At 32.8% G+C, this 24,543-nt stretch carries 14 protein-coding genes; 9 read left to right on the top strand and 5 right to left on the bottom strand.

The genetic code is table 11. The features are described from left to right. Together Q4Q34_RS09195 and Q4Q34_RS09190 are read left to right on the top strand one after the other, a co-directional pair. Positions 1-1,788: a chloride channel protein gene (locus tag Q4Q34_RS09195; protein WP_303318748.1), complete on the top strand. Its 1,788-nt coding sequence runs from the start codon at positions 1-3 to the stop codon at positions 1,786-1,788. 38 nt (positions 1,789-1,826) lie between these two features. Then, complete coding sequence (locus Q4Q34_RS09190) at positions 1,827-2,057, top strand: hypothetical protein (RefSeq protein WP_303318749.1); 231 nt, start codon at positions 1,827-1,829, stop codon at positions 2,055-2,057. Positions 2,058-2,796: 739 nt separating this feature from the next. Here the strand turns inward: Q4Q34_RS09190 and Q4Q34_RS09185 are convergent. Then, positions 2,797-3,246, bottom strand: a complete 450-nt coding sequence (locus tag Q4Q34_RS09185; RefSeq protein WP_303318750.1) for a nucleoside deaminase — start codon at positions 3,244-3,246, stop codon at positions 2,797-2,799. A gap of 41 nt (positions 3,247-3,287) precedes the next feature. Between Q4Q34_RS09185 and dxs the strand changes: the two genes are divergently transcribed. Beyond that, positions 3,288-5,054, top strand: a complete 1,767-nt coding sequence (gene dxs, locus Q4Q34_RS09180) for a 1-deoxy-D-xylulose-5-phosphate synthase (protein WP_303318751.1) — start codon at positions 3,288-3,290, stop codon at positions 5,052-5,054. 131 nt (positions 5,055-5,185) lie between these two features. On the opposite strand, the gene Q4Q34_RS09175 is transcribed toward dxs, so the two are convergent. Next, complete coding sequence (locus Q4Q34_RS09175; RefSeq protein WP_303318752.1) at positions 5,186-8,377, bottom strand: PA domain-containing protein; 3,192 nt, start codon at positions 8,375-8,377, stop codon at positions 5,186-5,188. A gap of 52 nt (positions 8,378-8,429) precedes the next feature. Then, the gene (locus Q4Q34_RS09170; RefSeq protein WP_303318753.1) at positions 8,430-9,773 is read right to left on the bottom strand and encodes a deoxyguanosinetriphosphate triphosphohydrolase; all 1,344 of its coding nucleotides are present in this window, start codon (positions 9,771-9,773) and stop codon (positions 8,430-8,432) included. Positions 9,774-9,933: 160 nt separating this feature from the next. Between Q4Q34_RS09170 and Q4Q34_RS09165 the strand changes: the two genes are divergently transcribed. The 4 genes from Q4Q34_RS09165 to Q4Q34_RS09150 all read left to right on the top strand — a co-directional run bounded on the left by Q4Q34_RS09165 (position 9,934) and on the right by Q4Q34_RS09150 (position 17,282). Continuing rightward, entirely contained in the window at positions 9,934-10,320 is a 387-nt protein-coding gene (locus tag Q4Q34_RS09165) for a carboxypeptidase-like regulatory domain-containing protein (RefSeq protein WP_303318754.1), read from the top strand. A 361-nt stretch (positions 10,321-10,681) separates the two neighbouring features. Next, entirely contained in the window at positions 10,682-13,429 is a 2,748-nt protein-coding gene (locus Q4Q34_RS09160; RefSeq protein ID WP_303318755.1) for a TonB-dependent receptor, read from the top strand. A 244-nt stretch (positions 13,430-13,673) separates the two neighbouring features. Continuing rightward, complete coding sequence (locus tag Q4Q34_RS09155) at positions 13,674-15,713, top strand: hypothetical protein (protein ID WP_303318756.1); 2,040 nt, start codon at positions 13,674-13,676, stop codon at positions 15,711-15,713. 228 nt (positions 15,714-15,941) lie between these two features. Then, entirely contained in the window at positions 15,942-17,282 is a 1,341-nt protein-coding gene (locus Q4Q34_RS09150) for a CARDB domain-containing protein (protein ID WP_303318757.1), read from the top strand. A gap of 70 nt (positions 17,283-17,352) precedes the next feature. On the opposite strand, the gene Q4Q34_RS09145 is transcribed toward Q4Q34_RS09150, so the two are convergent. Beyond that, positions 17,353-17,706: a toxin-antitoxin system YwqK family antitoxin gene (locus tag Q4Q34_RS09145; protein ID WP_303318758.1), complete on the bottom strand. Its 354-nt coding sequence runs from the start codon at positions 17,704-17,706 to the stop codon at positions 17,353-17,355. A gap of 386 nt (positions 17,707-18,092) precedes the next feature. Between Q4Q34_RS09145 and Q4Q34_RS09140 the strand changes: the two genes are divergently transcribed. Both Q4Q34_RS09140 and Q4Q34_RS09135 read left to right on the top strand, forming a co-directional pair. Beyond that, on the top strand, positions 18,093-19,289 hold the full coding sequence (locus Q4Q34_RS09140; RefSeq protein WP_303318759.1) for a porin: 1,197 nt from the start codon (positions 18,093-18,095) through the stop codon (positions 19,287-19,289). A gap of 69 nt (positions 19,290-19,358) precedes the next feature. Continuing rightward, a complete protein-coding gene (locus Q4Q34_RS09135; RefSeq protein WP_303318760.1) occupies positions 19,359-21,641 on the top strand; it encodes an inorganic phosphate transporter in 2,283 nt (760 codons plus the stop codon). A gap of 302 nt (positions 21,642-21,943) precedes the next feature. On the opposite strand, the gene Q4Q34_RS09130 is transcribed toward Q4Q34_RS09135, so the two are convergent. Continuing rightward, the gene (locus Q4Q34_RS09130; RefSeq protein WP_303318761.1) at positions 21,944-24,451 is read right to left on the bottom strand and encodes an outer membrane beta-barrel protein; all 2,508 of its coding nucleotides are present in this window, start codon (positions 24,449-24,451) and stop codon (positions 21,944-21,946) included. Positions 24,452-24,543: the final 92 nt, after the last annotated feature.

Raw genomic sequence — 24,543 nt, 5'->3', positions numbered from 1 at the left:
ATGCCTCTAAGTAGTAAAAGCCTTTTACGCAAGTTTTTAATCTGGAAATACAAGCATATTTCTGAGCTCCAATTTATTTATATTCTTAGTGTTCTGGTTGGTTTTTTAGCAGGAATGGGCACCGTAGTCTTAAAAAACTTAACGCATTATATTCGATTACTTTTTGAATTAGATTTCTTTAATAACTACCAGAACTCACTTTACTTTATATTTCCAATAATTGGTCTTTTGCTTGTTTATACGATCAAACAAATTTGGTTAAAAAAGCATATTGGGCATGGTATTTCTTCCACCTTATATGCGATTTCAAAACTAAACGGTATCATCCCGAGGTATAATATTTATGCTGCACTAATCACAGCACCTTTAACAGTTGGTTTTGGTGGATCTGTAGGTTTACAAGGACCTGCTGTTAGTGTAGGATCTGCTCTGGGGTCTAATGCTGCGCGTTTGTTCCACATGAATACTAAAACGAGGATGCTTTTAATTGGCTGCGCTGCTGCCGGTGCTATGGCTTCTATGTTTAAAGCGCCCATTGCTGCTATTATTTTTGCTGTTGAAATATTTAGTTTGGATATTGCTTTCACCTCATTAGTTCCACTTTTATTAGCATCTGTTTCGGCTGTAGTGACTTCCTATATGTTTTTGGGAACGGATGTTTTATTACGATTTGAACTCACCGATAAATTTGAAATTAACGACATTGTATTCTATATCGTTTTGGGCCTAGTAACTGGTATGGCTTCTGTATATTTTTCAAAAGTATTTTTTGGCATAACTAACTTCTTTAAGAAATTTGAAAGTCGTGCCAAACGATTGTTAATTGGTGGTATTGCTATCGGTTCTATATTATACTTTATTCCCCCTCTTTACGGTGAAGGTTACGGTATTATGAATAACCTCTTAAAAGGCGATCACCTATCTGCTATAGGCACCACACCTTTTAATTTAGACTTATCTAATATATGGATTGTTATCGCACTATTACTTGGTATTAGTGTGTTTAAAGCTATTGCTATGACGACCACTTTTGGTGCTGGTGGTGTTGGCGGTGTTTTTATCCCAACACTTGTTATGGGTAGTGCTCTTGGTAATGCTTTTGCGAAAATCATTAATAATATTGGCTTAGATTTTCACGTATCAGAATCGAATTTCACCTTAATTGGCATGACAGGGTTAATGGCAGGGGTATTACACGCACCGCTTACAGCGATCTTCCTTATTGCTGAAATCACAGGCGGATATGAGCTGTTTGTACCTTTAATGATTGTATCGACCATTTCATTTGCCATGACCAAATATTATGTTTCTCATTCTATTTATACACTTAAACTGGCAGAACGCGGTGAATTGATGACCCATGATAAAGACCAAAATGTATTAATGGTTTTGGATATTGATAAAGTCATAGAAACCAATTTTATCATATTAAAACCAGAAATGAAACTTGGTGATATATTAAAAAAGGCTGTTGCAAAATCGTCACGAAATCATTTCCCTGTGGTTAATGATGCCCATGAGTTTTTAGGTGTTATTCGTTTAGATGATGTGAGGCATATTATGTTCAACTCCAACCTTTATGACAAGGTTGAGGCTTCAAGCTTAATGCATGCAGATGCCGATATTATTATTTATGAAGAACATTCTATGAATGATATTATGGACAAATTTAAAAGCAGTGGTGCATGGAATTTACCTGTTGTTAAACATGGGAAATATTACGGGTATATCTCAAAATCTAAATTACTTACGGCTTACAGGCAGCAATTGATTAATTTTACAAAATAGTTCCTCGATAGGTCTTTTAATTATCTCACTCTTATCTAATGAAATATATTATTCTTTTTTTCTTTTTAGCTGCTTTAGGAAGTATTGCAGCTGGTTACTTTTTAGAAAATGAATGGTCGCAAAAATTAATTGGTTTTGGTGTTGCAGGGTTGTTCTTTATTGTATTTCCTTTATTTTCTTATTACCGTTGGAAAGACAAAGATGTTAAAGATTACATGCTTACAAAAGAGAATTTGGATAAGATGCGTGAGCGTGAAAAGAAAAGTTGACAGTATTGTATGCACTATCTAAAATATACATGGACTAATTTATACAGAAAGTATTTTGTCATGTCTCGACAGTAAAAAACATCACTAAGCATTGTAAAAAAACACCTTTATGTGATTTCTCACATTCGTTCGAAATGACTCAGAGTATTAAATAGGGCTTGATAGTCATGTCGAAAGAGGTACGATTGAGACATCACATCATTTACACGCATGGTAATATTTTAACTAGACATAAAATTTATAAAAAAAATAGACAAAAGTTCAATAAAATAAAGCTTGTCTCCTTGAGCGTAGTCGAAAGGTTTTAAAATTCAATTGTTTTAATTAACGTGAGTCATAAGTAATCACAATTATTACTTACAACCGACTAATATTCAGGAAAATGTCTCCTCGAGCGCAGTCGAGAGGTTCTTAAATGGCTTCAAATTTCAATAGGTCTCGACTGCGCTCGACCTGACAACATATTAAATAGCTAAAAATCAAAATGTTACAAGAAATATTACAACTCACGTTAATTAGGTTTCGACTTTAGTTTATACTGAGTATTTCAACTATAGTTTATACTGAGCGCAGTCGAAGTACTCAGTATAAACTATAGCCGAAGTACTCAACCTGACATTTGAATATAATTAACTGATTTTCATTTAAATAAAACTAAAGTTGTATCGAACTCACGTTATTTTATGCGATTTCTCTCTTTGTTCGAAATGACTCAGAACGTTAATTCCCCAGTTATAAATTAGTTCAAATTCCGTTTTTCAATAAAGAACCGCTTCATGAGTTCAGAAGCTTCTTCTGCCATAACACCCCCTTTAATATTGGTTTTAGGATGTAATTTTGTGTTTAGAGCAATGCAACCACGTTCTTCATCTCTGGCTCCATAAACGATGTTAGAAATCTGGCTCCAATACAAAGCACCTGCACACATTTGGCAAGGTTCTAGGGTAACGTACAATGTACATTTTTTTAGATACTTACCTCCTAAAAAATGGGCTGCTGCCGTAATCGCTTGCATTTCTGCATGTGCTGTTACATCAATTAATGTTTCCGTTAAATTGTGTCCTCTGGCGATTATTTTATTGTCAATAACAATAACTGCTCCAACTGGAACTTCTCCTTTTTCAAAAGCCGCTTCAGCTTCCTGAAGTGCTTTTTTCATAAAATAAGTATCATCAAAAGGTTCTATCATAAAAGCAAAAATACAATTTCAAATAGTACATTTGCAATCGCATGCAAGAATTATTAAATACTATTCACTCACCAAAAGAACTTCGTCTTTTAAGCCAAAAAGACTTACCTCAACTTGCAAAAGAGTTACGTGAGTTCATCATTAATATCGTAGCTACTAAAGAAGGCCATTTAGGAGCTAGTTTAGGCGTTGTGGAATTAACCATTGCGTTGCATTATATTTTTAATACGCCCGAAGACCAGCTCATTTGGGATGTAGGCCATCAGGCTTACGGACATAAAATACTAACTGGAAGAAAAGACATTTTTCATACGAATAGACAAATTGGTGGACTAAGTGGTTTCCCTAAACGAGAAGAAAGCAATTATGATGCTTTTGGGGTTGGACACTCTTCTACATCGATTTCTGCCGCTCTGGGCATGGCCATTGCCTCACTATTAAAGGGTGATACTAAAAAACAACACATCGCCATTATTGGAGATGCTTCAATAGCAAGCGGTATGGCTTTTGAAGGCCTAAATCATGCTGGTGTAACGGATGCCAATTTACTGGTTATTTTAAATGATAATGCCATTGGTATAGACCCTAGCGTTGGGGCATTAAAACAGTATTTAACCAATGTCAAAAAAGGGACTCAAAAGCAAGACAATATTTTTGAGGCTTTAAATTTTGATTACTCTGGCCCAATCGATGGACATGATATAGACCTTATCATTTCAGAATTAAAACGTTTAAAAACTATCCAAGGGCCTAAGTTTTTACATATTATTACCACAAAAGGCAAAGGTTTAAAACAAGCTGAAGAGGATCAGGTTAAATACCATGCTCCTGGAAAATTTAATGCTCAAACTGGTGATCTGATTGTAAAATCTGAAACCATTCAACCTCCCAAATACCAAGATGTATTTGGACATACTATTGTAGAATTAGCAAAACAAAATAAAAAAATTGTAGGTATTACACCTGCCATGCCAACCGGTAGCTCATTAAAATATATGATGGATGAAATTCCTGAACGTGCTTTTGATGTTGGTATTGCCGAACAGCATGCCGTGACATTAGCTGCCGGAATGGTAACTCAAGGCTTGATTCCTTTTTGTAATATTTATTCAACTTTTTTGCAACGTGCTTACGATCAGGTAATACATGATGTAGCACTACAAAAACTACCTGTTATTTTTTGTTTGGATCGTGCTGGATTGGTTGGAGAAGATGGCGCTACACATCATGGTGTTTATGATTTATCGTATTTGAGGTGCATTCCTAATCTTATTATCTTTTCTCCTAGAAATGAAATCGAGTTACGTAACATCATGTACACGGTTCAATTAGATTTAGAACACCCTATAGCAATTCGTTATCCTCGTGGACGTGGAGTTACAATAGATTGGAAACAGCCGTTTTCTAAAATAGAAATAGGCAAGGGTATACAGCTTAAAAAAGGAAATAACCTAGCTATTTTAAGTATTGGAGCTATGGCTAAAAATATAAGCAAGGCTATTCAAAAATGCAAAACACCGAAAGATGTTGCACATTACGACATGTGTTTTGTAAAACCTTTAGATGAGATACTCTTACATGATATCTTTACAACGTATAATACTATTATCACTATTGAAGATCATGTTGTAAAAGGCGGATTTGGAAGTGCTATCTTAGAATTTGCAGCAGCAAATAATTATAAAAACACGATAAATACATTGGGTATTCCCGATAATTTTGTTGAACATGGAAGTGTTAACAAGTTACAACAGTCTATTGGATTGGATGCTGAAAGTTTGACAAGGTATATTAATGATTTTTTGTGATTTGATTTATAATAATCAATAAAACATTAAGATGTCTGTTCGAGCGTAGTCGAGAACTAAAACATCTTATTGAAAGAGGTTTCGACTGCACTCGAACGGACAAAAATTAGACTTTTTTGTTATATGATTAATTATTTAATAATAATTTTCTTAGTTTCTGAAAAATTATCTTTACTAAACTTAACCAAGTAAATCCCAGAAGATAACCCGTTTAAAGTTAAAGGCTTTTTTCTTCCATTCATTTCAAGCTCAGATTTATAAAGGCTTTTTCCACTCAAATCATATACTTGCAAATCAACTTTTCCTGTAATCGCTTTTGCTGAAATAATCATTTCTCCATTTGAAACTGTGGGGTATAATGTTATTTGAGACTCTAATTCGTTATCTACAATACTTAACGATGTTGAGGTAAACTCACCAGAAAAGATTCCTCTTCCATAAGTAGAGGCATAAATTACGTTATCATTTCTTAAATCTAAATCTGTGACTTTAACATTACTCATACCATTAAATGCAGGATTCCATGAAGGCTTTACAGATGAAAAATTATTAGTATACCAAACACCTAACTCTGTACCTACAATAACTTCCTCTACATTTAAAGGGTTTTGGAGTATAGCTTTAACCGGTAAGTCTGGTAAATTCCCTTCTTTTTCAAACCATGTAGTTCCCCCATTTGAGCTATACCAAATGTTTTTAACACCATAATTATGCATGGTTACAAAAATATCGGTCTCAGATTGACCAAATTCAATATCTGAAATACTTCCAATAAAATTAGCGTCTCCTATTTCTGTCCAAACTGGTGTTCCAGCTCCATCTGCATTGGTAACCTTAATCAGCTTACCATTTTCAACCCCAATGAATAACGTAGTAGATACTGTAGTAAAAGGTGATACTTTAAAAGCCGTAGGGCTTCCATCAAGTAACCCATTTGATAAAATAGATTTATTTACTGCTCCTAAGCCACTAAAATCATATCTTCTAACCTGATAAGTTGACTCTTCGGAATAATTTGTATATAAAATATTTAAGTTAGAATCCAGGGTTTCTTGATTGATAAAATCACCTCTATTTGAACTTTCTCTATTAATTATAGTTTCTGTCCCAGAAGGATAGTTTCTCCTGGTAATTCTATTATTATAAACAAAATTATAAATAAAATACATATCCGTTCCATCTTGATCGACCATGGTTGCTGCACCATCTCCACCTGTTGGATTGGTTACAGAACTATCAATCCCTGAATTGGAGTTTTCAAAGAATTGAGTACCATTATCTTGAGTACCTCCATAAAAATAATCTCCGGTAATAGTAGCTGTAAGAGGTGCTACTCCTACAGTATAGAACTGAGTCACATTATACCCTAAATTTCTCTTATTAATATTTACCCCACCGTTGCTTGAATAATATACACCTCCATCGTTACCAAAAAGCATAATGCTTGCATTATTATTACCAAAAGTAATAGCATGATGATCTGCGTGTACAAAAGGAACACTTAAGGTTGATAAATTATTATTATTAGACCATTTGGATATTTGTGACCAAGAGGTTCCGCTATTTGCTGATTTAAACAAATCAATACCTCCAACAAACACATTAGCATCATTTGTAGGATCTACTTTAATTAATAAGTTATAAAAAGCTTGGTTTCTTGTAAAATCTGTAGATGGAATGTCTGTATCTGCATCATCAGGCAAAGCCAAACTGGTCGTAGATGCAAATGCATCATCTGTTCTAATCAATTCAACGGCATTGGTTCCGGAAGTCAACTCAGCTAATACATAAACTTTGTTAGGGTTTGAAGCTGAAACTGCAATTTCTGTTCTTCTTCCATTTGAAATGGTATGCTCTAAAGTAAATGCTGTTCCATTTGAAGAGGATAAAACTTGACCACCGGGATCTGAAGGGGAAACTAAACTTCGTGTTGTTGAAACCCAAATTCTGTTATCCGGTCCAATTTCAATATTATTTGGGGCTACATCACTATTACTTCCATTTTTTGGTAATACAATTCTAGTCCAGGTAACTCCATTATCGGTAGATTTATATAAACCGTAAGCACTTGTTCCAATAAATCCCGTAGGATTTGCGTCTGTATATGCACTGGCAGCAGCGGCCACATAGATTTCACTAGTACTCCCTAAATCCCTAACCACGACATCGTTAATATGCTGAATTCCTCGTGAGCTAAAATTTCCAGTTGAAGGTGTGGCATCTGGTTCTATAGTTACATTTACTGTACTACCAAGTGCTGCTATTATAGCTTGCCCATCTGTTTGAGAAACCATAAGTGACGGTATGTATATGGTATAATCATCACCACCCATAGCAAATATTGCATCTGGGCTGTTATTAACAATTATAACTGCTATAGCTCCGGCATTTTCTGCATTTTTAACTTTGGTATCAAAACTACAGTTTCCTCTTTGAATGACAGCTATTTTTCCGTTTATTGCTGCACTATTTACCAAAGCACTACAACCATCGATTGTTGTTGCTAGACCATCATCAACCAATACTAAATCTCCAGTAATTTCAGTTAAAGGACTACCAAAAGCTGCTTGAAGCGCATTGTATTCTCCTGCTATAGAACCTGGAACATTTACAGTAAGTTTAGCGCCTTCTCCATTAGCTGTAGCTCCTCCAAAAATTCTTTCCCAGGTAACGCCTCTGTTAATTGATTTCCAAAGACCATTTCCGTTTACATCGCCTTGCACATAAGATTCTCCTGTGCCTGCATAAAAAACATCTGTATTGTTAGGATCAAAAGCCAGACTTGTAATACTAAGATTTTCCGGAATGTTTACTTTTGTCCATGAAGAGGAAGAGGATGTTATATCTGTATTCTTCCATAAACCACCACTAACTCCTCCTGCAAATACAATTTTATTCGTTGCATCATTAGGATCGAACATAATAGCTCTGGTTCTTCCTCCAACATTATTGGGGCCACGCTCTACCCAGCTATTATCAATTTTATCACCAGAAACCCTTGCCAATGTACTAACTCTAGAATTTTTAATGTCTTTTTGAATTTTACTTAAGTTTTCTGAAGTTGGCCTTCCTAATTTCGGATTCATTGTAAGCTCCCATTCTCTTTCAAAATAACTGTTGGGGGGTATCCCTCTCGATTTTCTTTCTTGCTTAGATAATTTTTTAGTTTCTTTAAAGGGGCTGTTTTCTAAAAATGTTTTGTGTTGTGATTTTAATTTTTCGATAGATAAATCATCGTTTGGGGTATTTGAATTAAAGTAATAAACAACACACAAAGCAAGTAAAAAACAGATTACTAATGCAGTAGGGGCATTTTTTTTCATAATTAAGTAGATTGTATTTGATTTAGAAATTAATTAACAGGCTTATTCGGTCTTAACTAAACTGAAAACCTTTCAATTTTTTATAATTTAATATCGCTTTACTATCTGAAAGTAAGGATACAAAATGACATATACTAGACAAACGCTTATATAAACTGGCATCATCAATTTTAATGGTTTTTGGTAAGCTCTTTAAAACGAGTTTATCGTAATTTGAAGCGGTATTATTATAACTATTATTTACAGCATTCGTATACGTTTTTAACAATGTATTTATAACACCATAACCCGCAATTTCTTTATCTACAACTTCATTTGATTGATAGATATTTTCAATACTAATTTTAATAATATCATTTATTTGTGCTTCATATTTACTTTTATCCAACAAAGCACAATCAAAACTACCATTTAAAATAGCATCTTCATGTTCCATAAAAATAGTCACTGCCTCGTCTATTAATGTTCCTATTGCTAAGGCTCTTAAATAACTTACTCTATCCTCTTTATTAGTAAGCTCGTAGTAATTTTTAGTTTTAATTTTGTCTCTTACAATGTTTATTAAATATTCCAATGCAAACTCTTCTTGTATTAAACCAAGGTTGATGCCATCTTCAAAATCAATTATCGTATAGCAAATATCATCTGCCGCTTCTACTAAAAAAGCAAGAGGGTGTCTTGAAAAACTTATATCTGTTTCACTTCTTTTTAATAAACCTAACTCACTAGCAACATCAATAAATGCTTCTTTTTCACTTTGAAAAAATCCATACTTCTTATCGGCAATATGCTTGCTTGGTTTTTTAGGAAGCGATTCTTTAGGGTATTTCATAAAAGCGCCTAATGTGGCATAACTTAATCGTAATCCCCCTTCTCGTCCTGCTCTACTTTCGGTTAGAATTTTAAAGCCATTGGCATTCCCTTCAAAATCACATAAGTCCTGATATTCCTTATCTGTTAACGAGTCTTTAAACTGTTTTCCGTGTCCTGTTTTAAAAAATTCCCCAATGGCTTTCTCTCCTGAATGTCCGAAAGGCGGATTACCAATATCATGTGCTAAAGCAGCCGCAGCAACGATAGCCCCAAAATCGTTAGCCTGATACCCATGAACACTATGCAAATGCGGATGTTTTTCTAATAGTTTCTTACCAACCAATCTTCCTAAAGAGCGCCCAACCACGCTAACTTCTAAACTATGTGTTAATCTGGTATGCACAAAATCGGTTTGCGATAAGGGAATTACTTGTGTTTTATCTTGAAGGCTCCTAAATTCTGAAGAAAAAATAACCCGATCATAGTCTACTTCAAATCCTAAACGGGTTTCGTCTTGTTCTTTTCGTATGCGTTTATTAGTATCGCCAAAGCGTTTTAAGGATAATAATTGTTCCCAGTTCATTTTATATTTTTAAGAACAAGCAAGATAACTAAATTCGATAATAATTAGCCTTCAAAAATTTGATAACATTAAGATAACATTTTAATCATTGTTCTTTAATAATTAGGTAACATACGAATGATTATAAAATCAGTTCTTTGCTGCATTATTTTTTATACTAATGAAACACCTAATAACTTTTTTTATTCTAATTTTTACTTCTTTTTGTTTTTCACAAAACACGGGGTTAATAGCTGGTAAATTAATGGATAAAGAATTTGACAACAATCCTTTAGTTTTTGCTGATGTCTCTATTAAAGGAACTTCTATTAAATCGACTACAGATGAGACTGGATTATTTGTTATCGAGAATTTAAAAGATGGTGATTATACCTTAGTATGTAGCTTCACTGGTTATGAAACTAAAGAATTGAAAATAAAGGTTGTTTCTGGAGCATCTGATTATATTAAAACTTCTTTAGGAGCAAGTACTATTTCTTTACTTGAACTTGCATCAATTGCCAACATTAGCGAGAAAAATAATAAAACAGCTTCTCGATTAAATTAAAACTGAAACGTAAAACAAACCCACACACTCAAAGTGTAGTTATTTGTTAGGCTAAATTACTACTCCCGTTTTCCTTTTCTTTCTTTTAGCATAAACATTTTGTTACTCTATTTTAATCTAGAGAGACAAGAACATCTAGTACTTCATTAATTTTCCACAGAACACTAATAGCTTTTTTATGTTTATAAAAATCTATTCTTTATTGAGGTGTTTTCAATGTTAATTTATTGTTTACAAATCGAAATACTGTGTCATTTTAGATAACATTTAGATAACTCTTTGGTTACCGTTGTTTAATCTAAAGGTAACATAACCTTTACATAGTCTACCGTTCTTTGCAGCTTAGAAATTAATAGAAATAATGAAAAAAATTTTAATATTATTAGCAGTCTTTACTGCTACATTTTCTTACGCTCAAAGTACAGGTTCTGTTGTTGGAAAACTAACAGATAAAGAGTATAACAATGAGCCTTTAGCCTTTGCTAACGTAATCATAAAAGGTACTACCAAAGGTACTACTTCAGATTTTGATGGCTATTATAAATTGGAAAACTTAAATCCTGGAGCATACACATTAATAATCAGTTTTGTTGGGTATGAAACTCAAGAAATACCCGTACAAGTGGTTGCTGGCAAAGTAACTGAAGTAAATGTACCAATGGGAGCTAGTGCAGCTTCTTTGGATGAAATTGTAATTAAAACAACAACTAAAAGAGAGAGTGAGACTGCTCTTTTATTGGAACAGAAGAAGGCTGCTATAATAAAAGAAAGTATTGGAGCTGAAAGATTAGGTAAAATTGGTGTTTCCAATGCAGCTACAGCAACAACTAAAATATCTGGAGTTTCCAGAAGTGAAGGAACCGGAGAAATATATATAAGAGGACTAGGAGACAGATATTTGTCTACTACAATGAATGGATTACCTATACCGTCTGATGACGTTGATAATAAAAATATTAATTTAAATTTATTCTCAACGAACATGATTGAGAACGTAGGGATTAGTAAAACCTATGCTACTTCAAGTTATGCTGATCAATCTTCCGGAAATGTAGATATTTCTTCTAAAGAATATTCCAAAAAGCAATTTTCTGTTAGTATTGGCTCTGGGTACAATACTAATGTTCTGGGTGTAGATGGTGATTTTAAAAGAAGTGTAGCTTCTGAAGACGTTACAATTGGTTTTCATAAAAAACAGTTTGCTACAGTCGATTTAATTACAAAACAAGGTTGGGATCCATTAAAACAAAATAATACAGGAAACTACAATATATCTTTAACCGGAGGGTATAAGTTTGAAGTTTTCGGAAAAGAGCTATCAATCTTTGCTTCTGGTTCTCATTCAAAATCTTTTGGATATCAGGAAGGTATTTTTAGAAGCTATAGGTCAAACATTTTAGACAATGAATTTACCGATGTTGAGTCTTTTACAACTAATACTAACTCTACTGGATATATAAACCTGGGATTAAAAATTAATAGTGATAACAGAATAAAAATAAGTAGTTTATCTGTTAACAGGAGTACCGATAATGTTTACGAACAAGGTAGAAATGGCTTGGGCTATGTCTTTGACCAAGATCCTCAAGAAGATGGTGCTTTTGTAAGAGATCAAAATTTCAAGCAAACCAGATTACTTGTTAACCAAATAATTGGTAATCATAATATAGGTGAGAATAACACACTTAAATGGGCAGGTGGTTATAATTTTGTATTAGCGGAAGAACCTAACAGGATAAGAAATGAGGCTAATATTTTAGATATAAACACATCTGATTTAACTCAATATGCACACGTTGGTGATTTTCAACAAAGAAAATCTAACCAGAAAATTGAAGACATAGAATACAATGCTTATTTAAAAGATGAAATAAGTTTTGGACAATTAAATGAAGATGACAAGAAGCCCTTCAAACTTCATGTAGGAGCCAATATCCGTAAAAAAGAAAGGGTATTTAGTTCATTATTCATTGGTGTTAGAGCAAGAGATTTTCAAGTTCCTTCTGTGGATGAATTTTCACTTACTTTCACAGAAGCTAACTTTAATAACGGGTTAATTTTAAGAGAAAGAGACGCAGATAGGTATGATGCAGATTTAACTATCATATCCGGTTTTGCAAATTTAGATTTTGAGTTCAAAAAGTTATCTGGAAATGTAGGTGTAAGATATGAGAAAGATGAAATAAATGTTTTATGGGATGTAGCAAACTTTGTTGGACGTATTGGATCAATTGCAAAGGAATATAATGACATATACCCAAGTGTTAATTTAAAATATGAGTTAAATGAAAAACACTTTTTACGTTTTGCTTCAAGTTTAACTCAAACTTTACCAGAGTTTAAAGAGTTATCTCCTTTTGAATATGTTTCACCAACAGGTCGTGTTACGAGAGGTGACCCTGATTTGGAAAAATCTGATGTTTTTAATGCTGATTTAAAATGGGAGTTTTTCCCAAAACAAGGAGAGCTAATTTCTGCTACGGCATTTTATAAACAAATTAAAAATCCTATTAACCTTGCTTTAACTAGAGGTTCAGCCGGGATTTTTGAATTCTCAAATACAGGCGAAAAAGCAAATGTATTTGGTATCGAGTTAGAGTCACGATTAAACTTAATCGAAAATGAAGAAGCAGAACCTATTCTTAATTTTAACACCAACATAACAAAAATGTGGTTTAATCAGGATTTATTAGAAGAGTTTCAATATAATAATGTCACTGAATCAGATTTACAAGGAGCTTCAGATTTAATTTTGAATGGAGCATTTAGTTACAACAGTCAAAAAGAAAAAGAATTTATTGCAACTATAACTGGTAACTATTCTTCAGATAAAATATTTGCATTAGGGTCTCCCGAAGATTTTGCTAATAGTGCTACACTTTATAATGATGAAATTATAGAAAAAGGATTTTTTACATTAGACTTAGTCGTTAGTAAAAAAATAACTGATAAATTATTAGTAAAATTTATTGGAAGAAACCTTATTAATCCTGATATAGAACAAACACAATTAGTTAGAGATATTAATACAAATATTGAAACCGATGAAATTGTTAGTTCATATAAAAAGGGAAGTTTGTTAAGTTTAAGTTTAAAATATTCTTTTTAAGAATAAGCAAAACACAATAAAAGAAAATCCCGAGGAGATCCTCGGGATTTTCTTTTATTAGCCCCAGTGTAACTTATATAAATAAGCACATTTGTGCAACCTCAAATTCCGATATATATTCACTTAACATTTTAATAACAAAAGGGTGTGTTTTAACAAAAAACGTAACCTACGTTTAATATTCTATTAAACAACAAGAGACACTAATCAATTTTCTTTGCATAACAATAAAACTAATAAAAAAATGAAAAAATTATCTTTAAAATTATTAACCATAATATTAGCTTATGCTACTATTAATTTAACCAGCTGTAGCTCTGATGATCCAGCTCCTATAGTACCTTCAGAAGAAGAAGTTATTAAAAACTTAGATGCTGGTATAATGCAAGGAACTTTAGAAGAAAACTATACACTTAATGCTGCAACTATTTATAACTTAACAGGTCAGTTCATTATAGCAGATGGTGCTTCATTAAATATTCCTGCTGGTACTAAAATTCTAGCTGACAATGGTGGTACAGATGTATATATCGCCGTTTTAAAAGGAGCAGAAATTAACATAAACGGTAATGCTAGTAATCCAGTAGTAATGTCTTCTGCTGATGGAAATCGTGGTGATTGGGGAGGTTTAACCTTGTGTGGTAAAGCTACTACTACTGCAGGAGTAGATGCTCAAGCTGAAGTAGGTGGTTTTATCTACGGTGGTAATGAAGATAATGACAGTTCTGGAATCATAAGATACTTACAAATCGTTGGTACTGGTGCTCAAATCAATACAGAATCTCAATATAATGGTGTTTCTTTTTATGCTGTTGGTTCTGGTACATTGGTAGATCACGTAGCAGTAATAAATGGATCTGATGATGGTGTTGAGTTTTTTGGAGGAACAGTTTCTGCATCAAACTTATACTTAGAGAATAACGATGATGATTCTATCGACTGGACAGAAGGTTGGAACGGATCTATAACAAATGCTTATATTTCTAATACTATTGCTAATTTCTCAACTGTTTTTGAAGGAGATAAAGACAATGGGAACCCTACTTTTACAAACATAACGGCAATTTCTACTGTTGGAGGTACTGCTTTACAATTCAAAAAACAATCTGGAGGAACTATTTCTGGTTTATCTTTAAGTGGGTATGATATAGACTTAGACATGAAAGATGGTGGAGATACAGCCAATGTTATTTTTTCTGATGGATATTCTCCAGTAGCTTTAGCTGAAGAAGCAGATCAAATAGCTTCAGGTGAATATTTTTATTCTTTAAATACTTCTGTGGTTCCTACTGTAGATGTTACGGACTTTGATTGGGTAGACACAAATTTATCATTTGAAAGCAGTGTTTTACAAGGTGCTGTTACTGGTAATGTTACTTTAGATGCTTCAGTAAACTATACATTAAACTCTTCTTATATTGTTCAAAGTGGTGGTAAATTAACCATTCCAGCTGGAACAAAAATTACTGCTAGAGATGGTGGTACAGGGGTATACATCGCTGTTTTACAAGGTGGTGAAATAGATATTCAAGGAGAAGCAGGAAACCCTGTTGTAATTGCTTCTGCCAATGGTAACGGAGGAGACTGGGGAGGTTTAACAATCTGTGGTAATGCTACAACTACTGCTGGTGTTGATGCTGTTGCTGAAGTAGGTGGTTTTGTTTATGGAGGAACTACTGATAATGACAATTCTGGTTCTGTAAGATATTTAGTTCTTAAAGGAACTGGAGCTCAGATTAACTCTGAATCTCAATACAATGGCCTTTCTCTATATGCTGTTGGTTCTGAAACTGTTATAGAATACATATCGGTTATTAATGGTTCTGATGATGGTGTTGAATTTTTTGGAGGAACGGTTTCTGCATCAAACTTATATTTAGAAAATAACGATGATGACTCTATCGACTGGACTGAAGGATGGAGTGGATCTGTTACAAATGCTTATATTTCTAACACTGTTAGTGGTTTCTCAACTGTTTTTGAAGGAGATAAAGACAATGGAAATCCTACTTTTACAAATATAACGGCAATTTCTACTGTTGGAGGAACTGCTTTACAGTTCAAAAAACAATCTGGAGGTACGATTACTGGGTTACATCTTACTGGATATGATGTTGATTTAGATATGAAAGATGGAGGTCCTACTGCTAATGTAATAATTGAAGGTGCTGGTGCAGATGTAACAGTACTATCTGGTGAAACTAGTAAATACACACTTAATTCTGGAAAAGATGCTACTGCATTAGATATTTCAGGATGGACTTGGAGAAATGCTGGTCTATAAAAAATGACATACTTTAGTCTCCCTAAAATAGGTTGACAGTTTTAAATAATTAAATTAAGCCAGCGTAGTTATCTTCGCTGGTTTTTTGCTATCATAAACAATACTTATATCAAACATTCACATTACAAAATAAATATTTGTAAGAAATAACAAACGCGTAACACGAAAAAAAACTTATATTAATATATGTATTTTATCTTCATTTTAAATTTAAAACCCAATAATATTATGAAAAAAAATGCAGCATTATTCTTATTTACATTTTTTACAATTTCGTTTGTATCTGCCCAACAATCTAGATATCATAGACTTCGAAGTTTAGGAACAGATTTGGATTCATCAGAAAAAAATACTTTTTGTGCTGGTGGGAATTTTAACAATAAGCCTCTGGCAAAATGGAATGTTATTTCTTTAAACCCTTTGAACGTAGGGGAAATATACCTAATATTTATTGATGACGAATTAAAATACTATTGGGTAGAACAAACTTTTTCTTATCCAACAGATGACGATGGGGAAACTGTTAGTGAAGCCAATATTACATTGATGAATATCTCATGCCCAGCACCAGATTTAGAAGCCGTTCAAGTTTCTGTGAGTACCAGCACTATAAATCATGGAGAAAATAAAACTGTAAATTATAACGTAAAAAATATAGGAAACTTAACCGCTACTTCAACACGATTTGAGTTTTACCTTTCTTCTACTACTACTAATTTTATGGAATTGCTAGAAAGCAAATCTGTTGGAAATGTTAATGTAAATCAGACTATAACTGGTTCAACCACAGTAAAAATACCTTCTGGAACTAATACTGACACTTATAAGATAGCCTTAAAAGTTTCTACAAATGGAGAATCAAATTTAAGTAATAACACGACTTATTCTTCATCAAGTTTTATGGTTAATGGTGTTCAAGATTACCCTGATTTAATAATTGACACAAATGGATCTACTGCAAGATCTTCTGGAGGAGGTTCAACACAATCTTTTTCAACCAATACATTTCATTCACTTTATTTAGGAGAATCACTTCAATTACAAATAAAAGTAAAAAATGATGGTGAAATCAATTCAAATACTATGAAGGTAGGTATTTATATAACTTCAGGGTCCGAATTTAGTAATGCTACTCTCCTAAAGGAATTGAATTATTCAGGTATTATAAACCCTAATGATAGTAAATCTCAATCAACAGAGGTTTCTAAAAGTAACATCGATTCATATGCAGATTCAAATGGCAGAGCATATATACATATTGTTGTTGATAATAAAAATAATGTTAACGAAGGTTCTTCTGGCGGGGAAGACAATAATAGGTTTTCATCTATTCCAGTAATATCTCATAATAGTAATAGAACTAGTAAAATTGCAATAAAGAAATCAAACATAACAGTTGAAGAAAATAATAGCGATCGCTATTATATAGATATATACAATTTCACTGGAATACTAGTTAAATCACTTAAAGTAAATTCAATCGAACAAGAAAATAACATTATCAATTCGCTATCTTCTGGTTTATACATAATAAAAACACCTACACAGATTAGAAAAATATCAAAGTAAGAAGAGCACAAAAACAAAAAAAGCATCCTAAAAAATTAGGATGCTTTTTTTTATTAGTTATTTTTTTAGTTTAAATACCTTGATTCCCTTTGGTATCAGATTCCTTTAAACCGGCTATAACATTAGCACTATAATCTACTTCTTTTACAGTTCCATTATTCCAATAAAACCATTTGCCGACTTTTTTACCATTATCATAATTTGCAGAAACTACTTTTTTGCCTTCTGTGTTAAAACTCAACCACTCACCTTGTAATTTACCATCTGCTGTGTAAGTCCCTGTTTGGCTTACAGCACCATTGTCATGATAATAAACAACTTCAATTAAGTTGGTCTCTTTATTATGTTTTAAATCTCTCTTTTGTTGACCAAAAGATACCACAGTAATTAAAAAGGCAAAATAAAATAAAACTAATTTCTTCATAATTATGGGGTTTTAATATTATATCTATCAAATATACAAATAAGATAACACTAAATCAACCTTTACATAACATTAAATTAACATTAAAACCATAATCAATTAATTTACAGTATTTTACATATTAATATTTAACATTGGAATCCTTAATAATTACTTAATACTCCCATTACATTTAAGTTACTTTAAACTAAGAGATTTGTATTTGTCTTAAGACTAAAATTAGTATTTCATTATAATCTATTAGTTTTTGTCGACTACATTATTATGATTTCTAATGAGGCTGCCTTAGGCCAAGGCAGCCTTTTATTAGTTTTTATTTAACCCTTGGTTAACATTAAGTTAACATTCGTATTGGTTCTTTGCAGCGACAAAAACTAATACTGACAATGAAACTTAAAACTACGCTTGTAGCATTTTTTTTATTTGCTCTAACTGTTGTAAACGCACAAGAATCAAACGCACCAAAATTTGGAAAAGGATTATTTAATCTGGTAGGAAAGGATAGCTCCTGGACGATGAAAATTGGATTGAGAGCTCAATTCTTAACTACTTCTATTTGGGAAGATGGTGAAAGCAATGAATCTAGTATGTTAATTAGACGTTCGCGTTTAAAATTTGATGGTTATGCTTTTAGCCCAAAATTGAAGTATAAATTCGAATTAGGCTTATCAAATAGAGATCAATCTGGTGCTTCACAATTTACTAGTAATGCGCCAAGATATATCTTAGATGCCGTTGTTATGTGGAACTTTTACGAAAATTTCGTATTATGGTTCGGACAAACAAAACTTCCAGGAAACAGAGAACGTGTTATTTCCTCAGCAAACCTTCAACAAGTAGATCGTTCTTTATTAAATAGTAGATTTACAATAGATAGAGATATGGGTATGCAACTAAGACACCATTTTAAGCTGTCTGATAAGTTTGTTGTTAAAGAAATTTTTTCTATTTCCCAAGGTGAAGGTAGAAATATTACCACTGGTAATTTAGGTGGACACCAATTTACAGGGCGTGTAGAGTTATTCCCTTTTGGAAGTTTTATAAGTAAAGGAGACTATAAAGGAGGCGATTTAACTCGTGAACAAACACCAAAGTTATCATTGGCTGTAGCTTATGATCATAATAATAATGCCGTTAAGAACAGGAGCAATCAAGGGTCTTATATGATTACAGATAATGGCGATGGTTTTTATGAAACGAATATTAATACCCTATTTATTGATGCTATGTTTAAGTATAAAGGGATTTCATTTATGGCAGAATATGCAGATAGAGATGCCAAAGATCCTTTTGCAAAAAACTCTGATGGCACCTTAACTGGTGATGAAGTTCAAGTAGGCAAAGGTCTAAACTTACAAGCTGGATATTTGTTTAAAAATAATTGGGAAATTTCTGGGCGTTATACTAATATAGAGTTAGACAAAGCTATTACAGGTAAAAACCCTGAAAGCCAATATACCTTAGGGGCATCTAAATATATTGTAGGACACAGTTTAAAAGTACAAACCGATATTAGTCACTTAGAAGTTGATGGTGGAAACAATGAGTTAATGTGGAGATTACAATTTGACATTCATTTTTAAAACATAACATTTACGTAACATAGTACTTAGAAACACTTAAGATATTTGCAAACTTATTTTAATTAAATTATGGATAATATATATTTATTAATGCTGATTGCCATTACAGTTTTAGCGATTGCTGATATTGTAGTTGGAGTAAGTAATGATGCTATAAATTTCCTAAACTCCGCTATTGGCTCTAAAGCTATTTCAATGCGAACTATTATGATAGTTGCAAGTTTAGGTATTTTTATTGGAGCCGTTTTTTCAAGTGGAATGATGGAAGTTGCCCGTAAAGGAATTTTCGTGCCAGCCATGTTTAATTTTGAAGAAATCATGTATATTTTTATGGCTGTAATGATTACAGACATATTACTGTTAGATTTCTTTAACACATTAGGGTTGCCAACATCTACAACAGTTTCTATTGTATTTAACTTATTAGGTGCTGCTGTAGTTATGTCATTAATAAAAATTAGTGCTTCAGATTCTCAAACTTTTGCTAATCTGGGAGATTATATAAATACAAAGAAAGCTTTAGAAATTATTCGGGGCATAATAATGTCGGTATTCATCGCTTTTACGGTTGGAGCCATAGTACAATGGATTTCTCGTTTAGTTTTTACGTTCCATTATGAGAAGAAAATAAAAAATTTCGGAGCTATATTTGGCGGTATTTCTTTAGCTGCTATCACTTATTTTATCTTTTTAAAAGGATTAAAAGGGACGCCTTATTATAAAGATCTTAAAGGTCTTCTTGAAGGCAATGAATTACTTATTATACTAGGAAGCTTAGTTTTTTGGACTTTATTTTCATTCGGATTCCAAAAAGTATTCAAAAAAACGATCTTACTTGTTGTAATTGCTGTTGGAACTTTTGGTTTAGCACTCGCTTTTTCTGGTAATGATTTAGTAAACTTTATTGGTGTACCAATGGCCGCCTATCATTCTTATGAAGCATGGATTGGTTCTGGTGTTGATGCATCCATGTTTTCAATGGAAGTACTTGACAAGAAAGTACCTGCTGAGCCATTATTACTATTTATAGCTGGTGGTATTATGGTACTAACCTTATGGTTTTCCAAGAAAGCCAAAACAGTAGCAGAAACCGAAATAAGTTTATCTCGTCAGGGAGATACGCACGAAAAATTCGAGCCAAATATATTATCAAGAAGCGTTGTAAAAGGGTCCACTTGGTTATCTGATGTATTTAGTAAAATTGTACCTGTATCTACTCAAGAAAAAATAGGTAAGAGTTTTGAAAAACCAGATGTTGTATTAACAAAAGACCAAAGTATCAATGCGCCTGCTTTTGATATGATTAGAGCTTCTGTAAACCTAATGGTAGCAGGTGTATTAATCGCTATTGCAACATCAATGAAATTGCCTCTATCTACAACTTATGTAACCTTTATGGTTGCCATGGGTACATCGTTTGCAGATCGTGCTTGGGGAAGAGAAAGTGCCGTTTATAGAGTTGCAGGTGTACTAAATGTTATTGGGGGCTGGTTTGGTACCGCCATTGGTGCCTTTATTGCTGCTGGATCTGTTGTCTTTTTAATTAAGTGGAATCCTAGTGTAATGACACCAATATTGTTATTATTAACGATCATCTTATTAGCTAGAAACTACTTATCTCACAAAAAAGATTCGAGAAAAGATATTGATGAAGATAGCCTTACACAAGCTGAAAGTAGTTCTATTCAAGGTGTTATTCATGAAAGCGCAAACAATATAGCTAATGTTGTAAAACGTGGTAACAAGATTTATTCTAGCGCTATAGTTGGTTTAGCAAAACAAGATTTAGTTTTACTAAAAAAGAATAAGAAAAACATCGTAAAGCTATCTGAAGAAATCGATGAATTACGTGACAATATATTTTATTTTATTAAAAATTTAGACGAATCTAGCTTAGGTGCAAGTAACTTCTATATTAATATATTAGGATATTTACAAGATATGACACAATCATTAGAATATATTTCTAAAGTAAGTCATAAACATGTAAACAATAATCATAAGAAATTAAAGTTCAATCAAATTAAGGAGCTTAAACAAATTGACCAGGATCTTGAGTCATTATTTAATACAACTAAAAAAGCTTTTGATTCACGATCATTCGAACAAATTGGTGCTATTTTAAATAACAAAAAAGAAATTTTTGATTTAGTTACTGAAAAAATACAAATACAGGTAGAACGTACCAGAACCGAAGAATCCAGTCCAAAAAACACAACTTTATATTTTAGTCTTCTTCTAGAAACAAAAGATTTATTAACGGCAACTATGAATCTCCTGCAAGAATATCATAATGCTCATGATAGTTCTGTTGAACCTGCAACCCTTGCAAGTAATTCTGAAGAAGAATAAGGACATATTCAATACTTAAAAGCTTAAATTAAAAGCACCTCTGGTCTCGAGGTGCTTTTTTATTATAAACCTTGTTCCATTTTAAAATAACTCGAGTTCGATTTATATTCTCCTCTAGTAGTTGATCCATTTAACCGTGTTAGTCTTTGGATGAAAAAATCATAAAGGTATGCTTCGACTTTAGTTTACTGAGCGCAGCAGAAGTAATCACCACAGGTCTCGCTCGTTTCATACCCAATCAAGTGAGACAGGCATGAGAATGACAATTTCAACAGAGGTAGCGCCTCGAAGAATTCTTTAAATTAAAACTCTTTTTTACCGAATTCACTATCTATAAACTTCGATTTGTTTTTAACCTTATTAAAAGTATAGGATAGGTTTAAGGTAATCATATCTACTTCATACACATAATTGGTATAGGTATAAAATTCATTTGCTCGAGAAGTAGCAATACTTTGTTCGTTAGTTTTTAATAATCCCATATCGATGTTTTGCCATTGTAATGTGGCTACTAATCGACTGTCTAAAAACGATTTTTTCAAGGTTAAATTTGGGGAATAGAACTGAGAGTCTTCACCCTGTGCGGTATTAGTTTCAGACAGGTAGTTAAAAGTAAATTGCAGAGTCGCGTTTTTCCAGAACGAATAGGTAGAATTCACATTAAACGAATAGATCGTGTTGCTACTATTTACATTGTAATTTCTGGTAATACCATCACGATGTCTAAATACAAAATCACCATCTATATCGTAGTTATATATATTGGCTCCTATAAAATTGCTCCAATTTTTGGTGGCTTTAAATTGTGTACCAAGTTCTATACCTATAGCATTGCTTTTTCCAACATTAGAATACACACGGTTTAAAATAGTATCAATTACAGCGCCATTACTCTCATAAGCCAGGGTATTAACTCGATTTATAGCGTTGTCTACATGTCTATAATAAGCCGTTACATATCCAGAAGTGTTATTATTGAATTTTTTGTTAACACTAAGCTCTACCAAATCAATAAACTCAGGAAGTAAACGATTGTCTCCTTGTTCAAAGACTTCTGAATGCTCACGTTCTGCGAAACTATTCATTTTTAAGGTCGTGGTACGCTCTACTCTTTTACTATAAGCCGCTTTAATTTTGGTGTCGTCATTTATAGAATATTGTAATGATGCCGAAGGAAACAATTTTACAAAATCGTATTTATATTCATTTGGAACTGCTTCACTAACCAAAGCTTCAGTGTACTTTCTATTCATTGATTCTAAACGTACACCAGCAGCATAATCCCATTTGTCTTTAGCTCCTGTTAACTGTCCATAAGCCGAATGAAGTGTTCTTTTTAACTCAATATTACTTGAAAACTCTGGTACGACAACGCCGTCACGCTCATAAACAAATTCACCTTCATGATTTAAATTTCTAAATTGATATCCTGTTTCAATAATTCCAAATGAAAACGGTTTCCATTTATAATCTAAATTATAACGCACCCCATGTAAAGGGTTATCGTTAGTATTAAATTCTTGTTGATAAATAACATTATAGGCAGGAGTATCTACATTGTCATTATAGGTTGGTCCCCCTAAAAAGGTATATTCATATAAAAACGATGTTGATACTTTTGATTTATCACCAAAAGTATGTCCATAATCAAAACTGCCCAATACAAAATCTCCTTTACGGGTTCTTAAATTGTGATTGTAATATGAAAAGGTGTATAGTCTGTTATTACTTCCAATGGGGGAAATAGCGTGGTTATCAAAATAGGTAATATCTGCTAACCTATCAACAGTCTGTTTCCCTGCAAAAAAACCTAATGAGAATTCATCGTTTTTATTTGGTGTAAAATCTACAGTAAAACGACCATTATAACTAATATTGTCAAAACTACGTTCTCCGTCCGATGGTAAAAAGGTTTGTTTATCTTCTGCTTGGTTTATAATAAATAACTCGCCTTCTCTTCTACCAGTTTTATCATTGCGTTGGTAACTGGTTCCAAATGATAAATTCCATTTATCGGTTCTTCTATTAATGGTAGCATCTATCCCGTAACGTTGTGCTGGTACTTGAGTATCATAAGGTTCAATTGACGGAAACCCACCACGCAGGTTTATTTGTGCAAATGTTCCGTTAATAGCACCTTCTTTTGTAATAACATTTAAAATACCTCCTTTTCCTTCGGGATCGTATTTTGCAGATGGTGCTGTAATGATTTCTATTTTTTCTAAAGCATTGGCAGGTAATTGTGCTAAAATAGCACTAGCATCTCCCTGAGTAGGTTTTCCGTTAATCAAAACAGCAAACCCTTTACTTCCTCTAACGCTTATATCTCCTAAACCATCAACAGATACCGAAGGCAGGTTTTTAATAATATCGGTTGCACTACCGCCCTGACTATTTTGAAAATTTTTAGAATCGAATACTTGACGGTCAATTTTGTTAATTACTGTTGCACGTTCTCCTCTAATTTCCACTTCGTTAAGTTGATTGCCTAAAACCAGTTTTATAACTCCTACATCTATACGTTTATTCCCTTTTGAGATGTTTATATTTTGAATGGTTTTCGTGGTGTAACCCACAAAAGAAGCTTCTAAATAATAACGCCCATTTTTAACATTTTCAATAACAAAAACACCATCAATATTTGTAATAACACCCGTTACAAGTAATTTGTCTTCTTGGTTATAAAGTGCTACTGTGGCATATTCTAAAGGATAATTATCGGTAGTATCTTGTATTTTTCCAGTAATCTGTGCTGTTGCAAAATTCGATATTAATAAAAAGGCAAGAACTAGTAATTTAATAGACTTCATGTGAAGAGTAAGGAGGTTATTATTAATAAATTTTGGGCAAATATAGGTTTTAAAAAAGATTTTGTTAAGGTCTTTTTGAAAAGTATAAGACA

The sequence above is a fragment of the Flavivirga abyssicola genome, from assembly GCF_030540775.2.
In the GTDB taxonomy this organism is placed as follows: domain Bacteria; phylum Bacteroidota; class Bacteroidia; order Flavobacteriales; family Flavobacteriaceae; genus Flavivirga; species Flavivirga abyssicola.
The sequence above is the reverse complement of the archived record's forward strand: the minus strand, read 5'-3'. Positions and strand labels throughout refer to the sequence as shown.